Source organism: Chromobacterium amazonense, from assembly GCF_001855565.1.
GTDB classification, from domain to species: domain Bacteria; phylum Pseudomonadota; class Gammaproteobacteria; order Burkholderiales; family Chromobacteriaceae; genus Chromobacterium; species Chromobacterium amazonense.
Genome location: NZ_MKCR01000007.1, coordinates 40,835 through 54,409, shown reverse-complemented (window position 1 = coordinate 54,409; position 13,575 = coordinate 40,835). Strand labels below are relative to the sequence as shown.

11 protein-coding genes and 6 pseudogenes are annotated in these 13,575 nt (G+C 54.3%); 11 read left to right on the top strand and 6 right to left on the bottom strand.

Annotation, left to right across the window (positions count from 1 at the left end):
- Positions 1 to 2: 2 nt before the first annotated feature.
- From BI343_RS20310 to BI343_RS05585, 10 genes and pseudogenes are all read left to right on the top strand, one after another.
- The gene (locus BI343_RS20310) at positions 3 to 152 is read left to right on the top strand and encodes a hypothetical protein (protein ID WP_244886582.1); all 150 of its coding nucleotides are present in this window, start codon (positions 3 to 5) and stop codon (positions 150 to 152) included.
- A 279-nt stretch (positions 153 to 431) separates the two neighbouring features.
- Entirely contained in the window at positions 432 to 881 is a 450-nt protein-coding gene (locus tag BI343_RS20305; RefSeq protein WP_244886578.1) for a hypothetical protein, read from the top strand.
- 170 nt (positions 882 to 1,051) lie between these two features.
- Complete coding sequence (locus BI343_RS20300; RefSeq protein WP_244886583.1) at positions 1,052 to 1,366, top strand: hypothetical protein; 315 nt, start codon at positions 1,052 to 1,054, stop codon at positions 1,364 to 1,366.
- Positions 1,285 to 2,033, top strand: a pseudogene (locus BI343_RS20290) (glutamate synthase central domain-containing protein). Before BI343_RS20300 ends, BI343_RS20290 begins: the two are co-directional and overlap by 82 nt.
- 83 nt (positions 2,034 to 2,116) lie before the next feature.
- A pseudogene (locus tag BI343_RS20715) lies at positions 2,117 to 3,197 on the top strand (glutamate synthase-related protein); the annotation flags it as partial.
- Positions 3,192 to 4,220, top strand: a complete 1,029-nt coding sequence (locus BI343_RS20275) for a GltB/FmdC/FwdC-like GXGXG domain-containing protein (RefSeq protein WP_422614101.1) — start codon at positions 3,192 to 3,194, stop codon at positions 4,218 to 4,220. The pseudogene BI343_RS20715 and the gene BI343_RS20275, both read left to right, overlap by 6 nt.
- 65 nt (positions 4,221 to 4,285) lie before the next feature.
- On the top strand, positions 4,286 to 5,698 hold the full coding sequence (locus BI343_RS05600; protein WP_071108986.1) for an FAD-dependent oxidoreductase: 1,413 nt from the start codon (positions 4,286 to 4,288) through the stop codon (positions 5,696 to 5,698).
- A 168-nt stretch (positions 5,699 to 5,866) separates the two neighbouring features.
- Positions 5,867 to 6,201: pseudogene (locus BI343_RS05595) on the top strand (transposase); the annotation flags it as partial.
- A gap of 53 nt (positions 6,202 to 6,254) precedes the next feature.
- On the top strand, positions 6,255 to 6,569 hold the full coding sequence (locus tag BI343_RS05590; RefSeq protein ID WP_071108984.1) for a DUF1153 domain-containing protein: 315 nt from the start codon (positions 6,255 to 6,257) through the stop codon (positions 6,567 to 6,569).
- Between the two features lie 56 nt (positions 6,570 to 6,625).
- Complete coding sequence (locus BI343_RS05585; RefSeq protein WP_211269389.1) at positions 6,626 to 7,096, top strand: DDE-type integrase/transposase/recombinase; 471 nt, start codon at positions 6,626 to 6,628, stop codon at positions 7,094 to 7,096.
- 40 nt (positions 7,097 to 7,136) lie between these two features.
- On the opposite strand, the gene BI343_RS05580 is transcribed toward BI343_RS05585, so the two are convergent.
- A protein-coding gene (locus BI343_RS05580; RefSeq protein WP_422614097.1) for an IS3 family transposase occupies positions 7,137 to 8,275 on the bottom strand; the annotation gives its coding sequence in 2 pieces (ribosomal slippage) (positions 7,137 to 8,020 and positions 8,020 to 8,275; 1,140 coding nt in all).
- 74 nt (positions 8,276 to 8,349) lie between these two features.
- A pseudogene (locus tag BI343_RS05570) lies at positions 8,350 to 9,042 on the bottom strand (IS5 family transposase); the annotation flags it as partial.
- A gap of 70 nt (positions 9,043 to 9,112) precedes the next feature.
- On the opposite strand from BI343_RS05570, the pseudogene BI343_RS20270 reads away from it, so the two are divergent.
- Positions 9,113 to 9,214 (top strand): annotated as a pseudogene (locus tag BI343_RS20270) (IS481 family transposase); the annotation flags it as partial.
- Here the strand turns inward: BI343_RS20270 and BI343_RS19255 are convergent.
- From BI343_RS19255 to BI343_RS19240, 4 genes and pseudogenes are all read right to left on the bottom strand, one after another.
- Positions 9,211 to 10,320: a glycosyltransferase gene (locus BI343_RS19255; protein WP_083340829.1), complete on the bottom strand. Its 1,110-nt coding sequence runs from the start codon at positions 10,318 to 10,320 to the stop codon at positions 9,211 to 9,213. The pseudogene BI343_RS20270 and the gene BI343_RS19255 overlap by 4 nt on opposite strands.
- A 4-nt stretch (positions 10,321 to 10,324) precedes the next feature.
- Positions 10,325 to 11,383, bottom strand: coding sequence for a glycosyltransferase (locus tag BI343_RS19250; RefSeq protein WP_083340828.1), 1,059 nt, complete (start codon positions 11,381 to 11,383; stop codon positions 10,325 to 10,327).
- A gap of 35 nt (positions 11,384 to 11,418) precedes the next feature.
- Complete coding sequence (locus tag BI343_RS19245) at positions 11,419 to 12,465, bottom strand: EpsG family protein (protein WP_083340827.1); 1,047 nt, start codon at positions 12,463 to 12,465, stop codon at positions 11,419 to 11,421.
- A 136-nt stretch (positions 12,466 to 12,601) separates the two neighbouring features.
- Positions 12,602 to 13,574, bottom strand: a pseudogene (locus BI343_RS19240) (IS5 family transposase).
- Between the last annotated feature and the right edge of the window lies 1 nt (position 13,575).

The following is a 13,575-nucleotide window of genomic DNA, read 5'->3' as shown; positions in this document are numbered from 1 at the left end:
CGGTGGCGGCGGACGGCAAGTCAGGCGACGGCTGCGGCCTTTTGTTCAAGAAACCGGACGGTTTTCTGCGCGAGGTGGCGGCGGAGGCCGGCATCGCGCTGAAGTCAGTGTACGCCGCCGGTCTGGTGTTCACCACTCTGATCGGGCGATAGGCGCGCGCAGCCTCGCGCGCCTGCGCGAACATCTGAGGCGCAGCAGCTGGAAGTCGCCGGTTTCCGCCGTGCCGGTCGATACGGCGGCTTGCGGCGAAACCGCCTTGGCTTCCTTGCCTGCCATCTCGCAGGTTTCGTGAACTGTCCGTTCGGCATGGACGAGCTGGCCTTCCAGCCGGCTTTACATGGGGCGCCGCTTGGCGGAAAAAGCCAACCGCGAGGACGACTCCTGTTTCTATCTGCCCACGCTGTCGCCGCACCATCTCCTATAAAGGCCTGGTGACGCCCGAGAACCTGCCGCGCTTTTTCCTGGACCTGGCCGATCCGCGCTTCGAGTCCAGCCTAGCGGTATTCCACCAGCGCTTCTCCACCAATACCTGGCCGCAATGGAAGCTGGCCCAGCCTTTCCGCTTCCTCGCCCACAACGGTGAGATCAACACGGTGCAAGGCAACCGCAACTGGGCGCGCGCGCGCGAGCGCATCATGGCCTCGCCGCACCTGGATATGGACGCGGTCCGCCCCATCGTCCAGACCGACGGTTCGGACTCGATGAGCCTGGACAATATGCTGGAAGGGCTGATGGGCGGCATTCCGCTGTTCCGCGCGCTGCGTCTCTTGGTGCCGCCGGCCTGGCAGAACGTGGACAGCACCGACAAGGACCTGCGCGCCTTCTACGAATTCAACTCCATGCACATGGAGCCGTGGATGGCCCGGCCGGCATCGTGCTGACCGACGGCCGCTACGCTGCCTGCATGCTGACCGCAACGGCCTGCGCCGGCGGCTGGGTGCTGACCCGACAACATCCTGACCATCGCGTCGGAAGTCGGCGTCTGGATACCGCGCGCAGGACGTGGTGAAGAAGGGCCGTGTCAAGCCGGGCCAGCTGTTCGGCCGACCTGATGAGCGGCGAGCTGCTGATGCCGGAAGATCGACCGATGTTGAAAAGCGCCAGCCGTATCGGCAGGGACAAGGACAGCGCCAAGTATCTGGAGCTGTCGATCGAGGATGATGCCGCTGGAGCGCTGTCCAAGGATGAACTGACGCGGCTGCAGAAGATGTTCAATCTCAGCCGCGAGGAGCGCGACCAAATCCTGCGCGTGCTGCGGCCGATGGCCAGGAAGCCGTCGGCTCGATGGCGACGATACGCCGATGCGGTGCTGAGTCAAAAGTGCGTTCGCCGTTTGATTACCTGCGCCAGCAGTTCGCTCAGGTGACCAACCCGCCTATCGACCCGATCCGCGAAGCGGTGGTGATGTCCTTGAACACCGTGTTCGGCCCCGAGCGCAATATGTTTGAGGAGAGCGCGAACACGCCAAGCGGCTGGAAGTGCGCAGCCCGGTGCTGAGTCACGAGAAGTTCACCCGGTCACACTCGGCCGGAGCCGTATCTGAAGCCACCAATTTCGACCTGTGTTACGACCCGGCCGAAACCAGCTGCGCGAAGCATTCCTGTCTGACCCGGCATGTGGTGGAGCGGTGCAAGAAGCACGGTGGTGGTGTGCTGTCCGACCGCCACGCCACGGCCAACGCTGCCCATCCACCGCTGTTCGCCACCGGCGCGGTGCACCACGCGCTGATCGACGCGGCCTGCGCTGCAAGACCAATATCGTGGTGGAGACCGCCGCGGTGCGCGACGCCACCAGATGGCGTGCTGGGCTACGGCGCACCCGGTCACCCATACCTGGCCTACCAGACCATCATCGAACTGGTGAACAACGCGACGTGCCGTTGAAGGCAACGAAGCGTTGCAGCATTACGCAAAGGCATCAACAAGGCCTGCTCAAGTGCTGTCCAAGATGGCATCTCCACGATCGCTTCGTATCGCGGCGCGCAGCTGTTCGAGGCGGTCGGCATCCATGAGGAAGTGGTGGATCTGTGCTGAAGGCACGGTGTCGCGGTGTCCGGCGCCAATTTCGACGATTTCGAATCCGATCAGAAGCAGCTGGCCAAGCTGCCTTCAATCCGATGCGGCCGATCAATCATGGCGGCCTGCTCAAGTATGTGCACGGCGAGGAGTACCACGCCTACAACCCGGACGTGGTGCAGCTGTTGCAAAAGGCGGTGCAGAACGGAGATTACGAGGTTTACCTGCGATACGCCGAAACGGTGAATACCCGCCCGGTGGCGATGCTGCGCGACCTGATGCAGCTGAGGCTGGCTGGCGAGCCGATTCCGCTGGACGAGGTGGAGCCGGTGGAAGCCATCGTCAAGCGTTTCGACTCGGCCGGCATGTCGTTGGGCGCGTTGAGCCCGGAAGCGCACGAGGCGCTGGCCATCGCCATGAACCGTCTGGGCGGCCGCTCCAATTCCGGCGAGGGCGGCGAGGATCCGGCGCGCTACGGCACCGAAAAATGTCCAAGATCAAGCAGGTGGCGTCCGGCCGCTTCGGCGTCACGCCGCATTACTTGGTCAACGCCGAAGTGCTGCAGATCAAGGTGGCCCAGGGCGCCAAGCCGGGCGAGGCGGCCAACTGCCAGGCGACAAGGTGTCCGGCCTGATCGGCGGCTGCGCCACGCCAAGGAAGCGTCAGCCTGATCTCGCCGCCGCCGCACCATGACATCTACTCCATCGAAGACCTGGCGCAGCTGATCTTCGATTTGAAGCAGGTGAACCCGTCGGCGCTGGTGTCGGTGAAGCTGGTGGCCGAACCGGGCGTCGGCACCGTCGCCGCCGGCGTGGCCAAGGCTTATGCCGACTTGATCACCATCTCGGCTACGACGGCGGCACCGGCGCCTCGCCGCTGACCTCGGTCAAATACGCCGGCTCGCCGTGGGAGCTGGGCCTATCCGAGGCGCAACAGGTGCTGCGCGCCAACGGCCTGCGCGGCCGGGTGCGGGTGCAGACCGACGGCGGCCTGAAAACCGGCCTCGACGTAGTCAAGGCGGCCATCTTGGGCGCGGAGAGCTTCGGCTTCGGCACCGGACCGATGGTGGCGCTGGGCTGCAAATACCTGCGCATCTGCCATTTGAACAACTGCGCCACCGGCGTGGCGACGCAGGAAATCAAGCTGCGTTCCAAGTACTTCACCGGCCTGCCGGACATGGTGGTCAACTACTTCCTGTTCATCGCCCGCGAAACCCGCGAGTGGATGGCCAAGCTGGGCGTGCGCTCCATGGAAGAGCTGATCGGCCGCATGGACCTGCTGCAAGTGCTGGAAGGCGAGAGCGAGCGCCAGGGGCGTCTCGATCTGTCCCCGCTGCTGTCGCTGGGCACGGTGCCGGATAGCGAGCCGCGTTACTGCATAGCCGAAAGCAATCCGTCTTTCGACAAGGGCGAGCTGGCCGAGCAGATCCTGCAAGACGCGCTGCCGGCCATCCACAACAAGCAGATGCTGGAGCTGGCTTATCCAATCGAAAACACCCATCGCTCCATCGGCGCGCGCCTGTCCGGCGAGATCGCCCGCGTCCATGGCGCGGCCGGTTTGCCGTTTGGCTGCCTGAAGGTCAAGTTCACCGGCAGCGCCGGCCAGAGCTTCGGCGTGTGGAACGCGGCCGGCCTGCATCTGGAACTGGAAGGCGACGCCAACGACTACGTCGGCAAGGGCATGGCTGGCGGCCGCGTCACCATCTATCCACCCAAGGATGCCGGCTACCCGGCGGGCGAGTCCATCATCATCGGCAATACCTGCCTGTACGGCGCGACCGGCGGCCAGCTGTTTGCCGCCGGCATCGCCGGCGAGCGCTTCGGCGTGCGCAACTCCGGCGCGCTGGCGGTGATCGAGGGCGCGGGCGACCACTGCTGCGAATACATGACCGGCGGTGCCGTCATTGTGCTCGGCGAAACCGGCTATAACTTCGGCGCGGGCATGACTGGCGGCTTCGCCTTCGTCTATGACCCGATCGAGAAATTCGCCTACCGCTATAACAACGAGCTGATCGACATCCACCTGATCAATGGCGAAGCGATGGGCATGTACCGCGCCTATCTATTGGAAAAAATCGCCAAGCACGTGGAGTTGACCGGCTCCGAAACCGGCCGCGCCATGCTGCAGAACTTCGACGACTACGTCGACTACTTCTGGTTGGTGAAGCCCAAGGCCGCCAAGCTGGAAAGCCTGCTCAAAGACTAAGCGCTGCTTGCAAACCATCTATTAGGGCGGCGCGAGGCGTCGCCCTCCCTCGCGGGAGAGAAACAATGTCCGATGTATTCCAGTTCATGAAGCTGTCGCGCAACCCGGGCGACAAAGTTGAAGCCAGCGTTCGCAAAATCGAATTCAAGGAAATCTACCAGCCCTTGCATGCGGTGGACGCCGTCGATCAAGCCGGCCGCTGCCTGTCCTGCGGGAATCCGTACTGCGAGTGGGAGTGCCCGGTGCATAACTACATCCCCGATTGGCTGAAGCTGGTAGAGGAGGGCCGTCTGTTCGAAGCGGCTGAACTTTCTCATCAAACCAATAGCCTGCCGGAAATCTGCGGCCGCGTCTGTCCGCAAGACCGGCTCTGCGAAGGCGCCTGTACCCTCAACCAGGGCGGCTTTGGCGCCGTTTCCATCGGCAGCATCGAGAAGTACATCACCGACGAGGCCTTCAAGGCCGGCTGGCGGCCGGATATGTCAAAGGTACTTTGGACGGACAAGACCGTGGGGATCATCGGCGCGGGTCCGGCAGGCCTAGCCTGTGCGGACGTGCTGGTGCGCAATGGGGTCAAGGCTGTAGTGTATGACCGCTACGAAGAAATCGGTGGACTGCTGACCTTCGGCATTCCGGAGTTCAAGCTGGAGAAAGACATCGTTCGCCGTCGCAGAGAAATACTGGAAGGCATGGGTGTGGAGTTTGTGCTGAATACTGAGGTCGGCAAGGACATCAGCTTTGACAAGCTTATGAGTAAGCACGATGCCGTGTTTATGGGTATGGGCGCGTACAATGCCATGTGGGGAGGCTTCCCGGGCGAAGACAGCAAGGGCGTGCTGCAGGCGTTGCCCTATCTGATCAACAACGTGCGTCAGTCTATGGGAACCTTGCCCGAAGGCGAGGTTCCGATCTCGATGAAGGGCAAGCGAGTGCTTGTGCTTGGTGGCGGAGACACCGCGATGGACTGCAATCGCACCGCTATCCGGCAAGGGGCCAAGCGGGTGATCTGCGCCTACCGCCGCGACGAGGCTAATATGCCCGGTTCAAAGCGTGAAGTCGCCAATGCGCGCGAAGAAGGCGTCGAATTCCAATGGAACCGGCAGCCGGTGTCAGTCGAACCGATGATTGGCGGAACGCTGGCGGTTAAACTTGCGGAAACGCGACTTGGCGAGCCGGATGCTAGGGGGCGGCGAAATGCGGAGATTGTGCCGGGCAGCGAAGAAATCGTAGAGTGCGAGCATGTGATTGTGGCGTTCGGGTTTCAGGCGGAAGCGGCATTATGGGCGGAGAAACAAGGCATCGCCACCGCCGCCAACGGCCGCACCCTAGCCGCCGCGCACGGCGTGCACAAATACCAGACCAGCAATCCCAAAGTCTTCGCTGGCGGAGATATGGTGCGGGGAGCGGACCTGGTGGTACGGGCGGTGTTTGAAGGGCGACAAGCGGCGGAGGGGGTGTTGGGGTATTTGAGTATTTAATAAAGGAACGACCACCGTTGAGTGGTCGTTTCAGATAACTGAAAAAGTGAGCTTGGCGCGATTTCCGGATACCAGCATAGCGCCTAGATGGCCTTTCTGTGTCCCTCAAACCAAGCAATGAAGCGCCCCGGGTTTCGCGGAGGCTCCCTCACTTGAGAGAATGGAGCCATGAGCAAATCCACCAAGTTTTCCCCAGAAGTCCGCGAGCGCGCTGTGCGCATGGTCTTTGACGCCAAGGATCAGTACGAATCGCAGTGGGCCGCGATTGTTTCTATTGCCGCCAAGATCGGCTGCACCGCCGAAACGCTGCGCCGCTGGATACGCCAGCAAGAGCGCAATGCCGGCCAGGGCGATGGCCCGGCGGGCACCGAAGCTGCCCGCGTCAAAGCACTCGAGCGCGAAGTGCGCGAACTGAAGAAAGCCAACGAGATCCTGCGGCTGGCCAGCGCATTTTTCGCGCAGGCGGAGCTCGACCGCCGCTTCAAGTCGTGAGAGCTTTCATCTGTAATGACCCACTGACTCTCTGCTCAGGTCATAATTCACACAGGAGCATGTGATGAGTATGACCATGGAAGACGAAATCAAGCGTTGGACCGCCAAGCGCAAAGCCGCTCTGGTGATGGAAATCATTCAAGGCAAGACCACGGTCGCCGAGGCTTCTCGCGCCTTCGATCTGTCACCATCCGAAGTCGAGGAGTGGGTCGATGAGGCCAAGCGCGGCATGGAAAATGCGCTGCGGGCCAAGCCGATGGAGATTCGCGAGCAGTACGAGAAACAGATCAAGGATCTCCAGGAAGCCTACGGCGAAGCCATGCTGGAGCTACGCGCCAGAAAAAAATTACAGTCCCTGTTGGGCGAGGACGACAAGTAATCGAGTTCGTTCGGCAGGGACTGGCTGAAGACGGCATCCGGGTCTCGGTCAGCAAGTTGTGCCGCTGGTTTGATATCCCCCGGCGCACGGTGTATTACCGCACGCAGAAGGCGGAGCCCAAACTCCAGCAGCACTTGGTGGAGCCGATCAAGGCGATGATCGAAGAGAACCCCTCATTCGGCTATCGCACAGTCGCAAGCCTTCTGGGCTTTAACAAGAATACCGTGCAACGCATCTTCCAGCTCAAGGACTGGCAGGTGAAGAAACGCCCGGTTGGCTTCCGCCCACGTGTCCAGGCATTGCCTTCGGTGGCACAGCGACCGAATGAACGCTGGGCCACCGATCTGTGCCGTATCTGGACGGGAAAGGATGGCTGGAGCCATCTGGCCTTGGTGATTGACTGCTGCACCCGGGAGTTGCTGGGCTGGCACCTGTCGCGCAGCGGCAAGTCGAAGACGGCTGAATCTGCGCTCGAACATGCCCTCATCAGCCGATTTGGCTGTCTGGGGCGTGTGCCGGAGAAGTGATCTGCCCCCGCTAGCCATACCAGCAATCAGGAGAGAAGTCCTAGGTTTGCATGGTGGTGGAACCTGCTGATCTTTGGCTTGCTAATTGTGCCTGGCGATGGCGTGCCGCAAATTCCGCTGGCGGTATCCGGCCAATCGATCCATGGGGACGGACTTGATTGTAATCGTCCCGCCACGCGGAGATGATCTGCCTGGCCTCCGCCAGCGAATCAAAGACATGCTCGTTCAGGCATTCGTCGCGGAGTCTGGCATTGAAGCTTTCGATGTAACCATTCTGCATCGGCCGGCCTGGTTGAATCAGGATGTGGCGGATGCCGCGGCTTTGCGCCCAGCCCATGAATGCCCGACTGGTGAACTCCGGCCCATTGTCCGTCCGGATCGCTGACGGATAGCCGCGAAATTGCGCCGCCTGATCCAACATCCGCGTGACGTATTGACCGGACATCGAGAAATCCACCGCAATCTGCACCGCTTCGTGGCTGAAGTCATCGGCGACCGTCAGGCATTTCAAGCGCCGACCACTGGCTAACTGGTCGCTGACAAAATCCATGCTCCACACCTCATTCCACTGTGTAGCGGCTTGCAGCGGCGTGCGCACGCCGGTCAGCTTACGCCGACGGTTACGTCGTCTAACCGCCAGACCTTGTTCGCGATACAAGCGGTACACCCGCTTGTGGTTGATGCCCGGAAACTCTGCGCGCAACAGGTCATACACTCGCCGATAGCCAAAGCGGCGGCGCGTGTGGGCGATATCGATGATGCGGGCGGTCAGCCGATGCGTGAATGCATCGGTTTGCGGCGGATGTCGCCAGGCGTCTCGAGAAAGCCCCACAAGCCGGCAAGCGCGGCGTTCCGACAATGCCAGTCCGCTGCTTAGCATGATGCGGATGGCCTGCCGCTTGGCTTGCGGGGCTAGCGCTTTATCCCGAAGGCGACCTTGAGAGCTTCGATATCGAGGTGGGCTTCGGCCAGCAGCTTCTTGAGCCGGGCATTCTCGGCTTCCAGATCGCGAGCGCGCTGCAATTCCGCGACGTTCATGCCGCCGTATTTGCTTCGCCATTTGTAGAAGGTGGCTTCAGAGAAGCCTCCCTGGCGGCAGACCTCCTTGATGGCCATGCCGAGTTCGGCCTGCTTGAGAAAGCCGATGATCTGCTCTTCGGTGTATCTGCTCTTCTTCATATCCGTCATTTTCCTTCAAGTGACAGACTTCTCTCTACTTTTGATTGGTAGGAGCTGAGGGGAGCAGATCACTCGGACACCGAGACGTCCACGACCAGGCCGTTGCGGTTTTCGGTCAGGATATGGGCCATATGGCACAGGCGGCTGGCGTCGCCGGCGCTCTTGCGGGCCAGTCGCGCTTCCGGATCGGTTCTGGATTGGTGGGTCTTGTTGCTGCGTTTCTCGCCCCGGAAATCGACGTCCGGATTGCGCCCTTCTGGTGGGGACGTGTCGTCATCCTTGCGGACAAAGCTTTTGTGGGACGCCCAGGCATCGATCAGTGTGCCGTCGACGCTGAAGTGTTCGTCGCTGGTCAGCTTGCCCCACTCGGCCAGGCTGCGTACCCGAATGAAGAAGGCGCGGGCGACGTCTTCGGTAAACAAGCGGTCGCGATTTTGCGAGAAGGTCGAGTGGTCCCATACGCGGGCATCGGCGGAAAGGCCGACGAACCAGCGAAACAGCAGGTTATAGTCCAGTTGCTCGACCAGCAGCCGCTCGGAGCGGATGGTATAGAGCACTTGCAGCAGGGAGGCGCGCAGCAGATGTTCGGGCGGAATCGAAGGCCGCCCGACGCGGGAATATAAGCCGTCGAATACGTCATTCATCGAGCCGAGCACCAGGTCGGCCATCTGGCGGATCTTGCGTAGCGGGTGATTGGCCGGGATGCGATCTTCCAGCTGGACGTAGTAGAACAGGTTCGTCTGACTGTTGTTGCGGATGCCTCTCATCGGGTGCTTCCGTGTTGCGTTGGATGCTTGATTATACCAAATGGGTGGCCGTTGGTTTTTCAACGGCCTGCTAGGGCACAAATCGCCGGTAGAGGCGCTCAAGGAATGGCAGCAAAAGAAACCTGAGCTATTTCTTAAGCGGGTATACAAACAGTCGGGACCTGGCATCTAATGTTTCACATTCAAAAATAATAAATGAGAATCTACCCATAGATTATATTTTTCTTCCCAGTATGCATGTTCTAATCTGGGAGGGGCAGGAAGTAAATCTGTGTGATCAATAAAATTTAAAATTTGCTGAACTATTCTATCATGCCCCTCAACGACAGTCCCGAACTCTTGATTTATAAGTGCATCTGGAATTCCACCGACATTATTTCCAATGACAAAAGTTCCTTGTGCTGAGGCTTCAAGTGCTACAAGTCCAAATGCCTCATTGATTGAAGGAATTATTAAGAGATCGTATTTATGTATGCTATGTTTAATATCTTTTGAGTAGCCTTTAAAAATTACTATTTTTTCCAATCCTAATTTATTAACAAGGCATTGCAATTTTTCTAGCAAGGCACCATTACCAAAAACATGCCATTCAAAACGACCTTGCAGGTGTTGCTTTTCCTTTGCCAATGATAAGCACATTGGCGCAATACCTTTATTTTCAACCAATTCTGAAAGAGATATAGCCGAAATTTTGTAATCACCCTTACCTAAAATTATAGCATTTTTATTATGAATGGGAGGGTATGTATCAGGGGGGAGTGTATTGGTAATAAGCCTTACCTTTTTTTTATTAATGCGGCATGAATTTATCACCTCGTTCAATACATATGAAGACACGCATGCAATACCCCCAAATCTATTTAGGGCCGCTTTGAATATGAATTTCTTTAATCTTGTGAATGCCGAGTTATTTATTGGAATCCAAGGAAACCCATGGCATGTGAAGTAAATTTTTTCTCGAGCCACAAAAAATGATACCAGAAAGGCGGTGAATAGCATTTTTGAACTATTGAAATGCAGTATGTCTGTATCACCGCGATGAATTTTTAAAATTAAATTAATAGATAGCTTGACATCTTGAATAAAGCTCTTGTTTGTCAATTTTTCAAATTTGCTGTACTTTATTGATTTGTTTTTTAATAATCCGTCTAAGCCAATGCCATGCCCGGATATGACTTCAACTGATGCCACGTGCTTAGCTAATCCATTTGCAAGCATTGCAACATATTGCTGAGCGCCACCAGTATTGCCTTTTGTGACTAAAATACTTATTTTCATGATTTTATCTTAATACTTTCAGCCATTTTTTCTTGATGCTTGCTGGGGTGTATCTGTTTACGATAAATTCAGATTTTAAAGACATTTCAGCCCTAAATGCATTGTCAAGTGATGTTAATTTAATGGCTTCAGCCAGTCCTTTAATATCGTTTTGAGGTATTAAAATCCCGGCACCGCTGTCTCCAATTATTTCCTTGGGGCCAGTCTCACAATCAAATGAAATTAATGGCAAGGCATATGAAGCGGCTTCTAAGAGCACCATTGGAAAAGCTTCAAAATGGCTGCTCATAACGAAAAACGAGCTCTTGGAGTATATTGAAGCCATATCTTTTGTATTGCCTACAAAGTCTATAAAATCTTTAACTCCAATATCTTGTGCTCTTGTTTTTATGTTTTCCTTCAAAGAGCCTTCACCAACAATTTTTAGCCGCCATCCATGATTGTAGACGCCTGATAGATGAAAAGCATCAATAAGTCGATCAAATCCTTTTTGATACTCAAACCGCCCGACTGCAAGGATAGTCTTATCTCTGCTTTCTGAGGGAGGTACGTCCGTTATCATTGGCGCTGCATTTGTGATAACAATTGCACGGCAGCCATTATTTTCATGAAGCAATTTATCCTTTTCGGTCAGGCAAATAACTGCATTATTATTTTTAGCGTAAAAAAACTTACGTATAATGCTTCTAATTTTTCCGTGATAGTGATAGTTGATGTGTTCGCACAGAAGGTTTTTACTATTCTTGAATATTAAAGATGTTATTATGTTGAAAACATAAACAGTACTTAATACAAAATCGGGTTTTATTGTCTGATTCATATAGCTTAGCTTTTGTATGGCATTGATTAACCAGTTGATTTTTTTCATCCCAGGCGGGACATCACCTATTTCTAAGCTTCTTATTTCAAATTGTTCATTTATATCAAAGAAAATTTCAGTAGAGTTTGGAACTGCAACGATAATTTTAAAATCGCCGCCAAGCATATTAATTAATGTTGCTACGGCTCTTTCGGTCCCTGCGGGACGCCATAGGCCGTCAGTGATAATTAGCAAGGTCTTCATCTAGTTTACCAATGTAAGGAGTTTAAAAAAATGTTCTAATTTGCAATCAAAGAGGATATTTTAAAAATCAATGACGTAGAAAATAAAGGGAACATGAAAAAAACAACAAAATTTCTCTTCCATCCCAACTCACTAACGAGTTGAGTGGCAGTGATGGATATAAATATAAATCCATATATGGAAAAGCGTTGTAGGATTTGAAAATTGTAAAACACGATACATAGTGCTAGTGTTGTTACTGCAATAGGAAGGAGTAGATGATGTTTAATACTGGATGGTTTAATAATAAGTGTTGATGCTAAGAATATCACGCATTGAATAAGCCAGGGGAGGCTATCTCCAAGTTCATCAGTTCCAGTATATCTATCAAATCGCCCTATGGAGAAAAACGAAAAAAAATCTGTGCAGTAGTTCAAGGAGGCGGAGATGAGGACGGAAAGTAATAATATAAAGGCGTACGTATATTTTATTTTTGAATATTTTATTGTGTTAGAGAGTCTCATTGATATAATAAAGCATGGCACTAATAGGGCGGACGCATGAAATAACGAACTAATAATTAAGGCAATAAAAGATTTTGTCTTTTGTTCTTTAAAGTAAAGAATCATTGATAATGAACCAATGGCAACTGAAAGGCCAAATCGAATTTGCGTAAATTCCCGAACAAGAAATCCGGTGCAATAATATATAAAAAGAGCAATTGGAAATAATTTTACTGAAGTTTCTGATAGTATTTTTTTATATATCAATATAGATGCGGCTGCAAAAAATAATTGAACAGTAGAAAATCCAAATCCCAATGCAATAACAATGTATGAAATAGCTAAAAATCCTGGTTCAATGGAGGTTATGTAGGATGAGGGGTCAAAAATAAAATCGTCCTGAAGAATTGAATTGAAAATGTTCTCATAAGTCATTGAGTCAAAATCAAAGCTTGTTCCTCTTAGTGATAATAATGTTATTAAAGAAATAGAAAGTAACCAATTAATAACAAGATTTGAGGGTGTGTTCGTTTTGGCGTAACTACAAAAAATAGCAGTTATTAAAATGGTGATGCCTAGTGCGATAATTGTAAGTGCCATTATTTACCTGGATAAATATCTTGCTGTTAATAAAAGCTATTTTTAAACCTGGTGGTTCATATCATTTATCACCATAAAAGAAAAAATTCAGATAATTTAGACACTAATAGGGCCGATGTTTAACCGTGGAGGAGTATTATGCGCGGCTATAAATAGGATTCAACAGGCAAAGTCCCTTTCCCCAAGCGGATTTATGCATGCGCACCATCACCGGTGTCCCCTGACCTTTGAAGCGATTCAGCATTGCTGCCCGAATCAGCAACTCGGCAACTTGCCGGTCAAAGTCTCTTGCAATGACGCGCTCGCCCAGCAATTTGAAGCAACGCATCTTAGTTGCCACTAGGCTGCGCCGATGATAGCTGCTCCATTTTTTACAGATAGCCCGGCCCAGATGGCGCGTCGCACGTAGAATCTCATTCCGCGCGCCCAGGCGGTTCTTTTTCCAAGGCTTGGCATTCTTGCGAGTGGGGATCACCGCTTCCGCTTGCCGTTTAGCTATCGCGGCAACTCTTGGTGTTGTAGGCCCCATCACCACCGACAGAGGCAATCGGTTCTTCCACTGGAATCTGGCCCAGTAGCTCAGGTAGCATCGGCGCGTCGCCCACCGAGTTGTCGATCACTTCAATCGCCCAGATTTCCAGCGTCTCAGCATCAATGCTCAATTGTACCAGTGTGCCACTGGCGGTGGTATTCCGCACATGCTTCTTTGTTTTCCACTCACCCTCACCCGGTATCTTAATGCCGGTGCTGTCGATTAGCAGATGCAGCCTGTTGTGGCCGGAGTGTATGGAATCGCCACCTGTAGAGATTTCTGGCGCCGGCAGACCGTGCTGTAATCCGGCGTAGGCCAAACCAGCCCTGCCACGCTGAGTAGGCTTTGCACCATGCCAGCGGTTTGGCGGAGCGCAAGGTTGAACAGGCATTTGATCATCAGGCAGAGCTGAATGGAGCATCGCGGAAGTCCTGCCGCTCGAGCTTGCCACATGGCGTGGCGCTCCAACTCAATGTCGCGGCCTAGCCAGATCATCAGCGATCTGCGCGCCTTGATCGCTGCATCGTAGGCGTTTCCTGTGCGTGGTCTTGTACTTTGGCGAGGCGGGCTTGCTCATA

Bases quoted from the DNA above. Each gene is read 5' to 3' on its own strand.
- BI343_RS20300 (WP_244886583.1), top strand. From the start codon at position 1,052: ATGAGCGGCGAGCTGCTGATGCCGGAAGATCGACCGATGTTGAAAAGC.
- BI343_RS20275 (WP_422614101.1), top strand. From the start codon at position 3,192: ATGGTGGTCAACTACTTCCTGTTCATCGCCCGCGAAACCCGCGAGTGG.
- BI343_RS05600 (WP_071108986.1), top strand. From the start codon at position 4,286: ATGTCCGATGTATTCCAGTTCATGAAGCTGTCGCGCAACCCGGGCGAC.
- BI343_RS05590 (WP_071108984.1), top strand. From the start codon at position 6,255: ATGAGTATGACCATGGAAGACGAAATCAAGCGTTGGACCGCCAAGCGC.
- BI343_RS19255 (WP_083340829.1), bottom strand. From the start codon at position 10,320: ATGAAAATAAGTATTTTAGTCACAAAAGGCAATACTGGTGGCGCTCAG.
- BI343_RS19250 (WP_083340828.1), bottom strand. From the start codon at position 11,383: ATGAAGACCTTGCTAATTATCACTGACGGCCTATGGCGTCCCGCAGGG.
- BI343_RS19245 (WP_083340827.1), bottom strand. From the start codon at position 12,465: ATGGCACTTACAATTATCGCACTAGGCATCACCATTTTAATAACTGCT.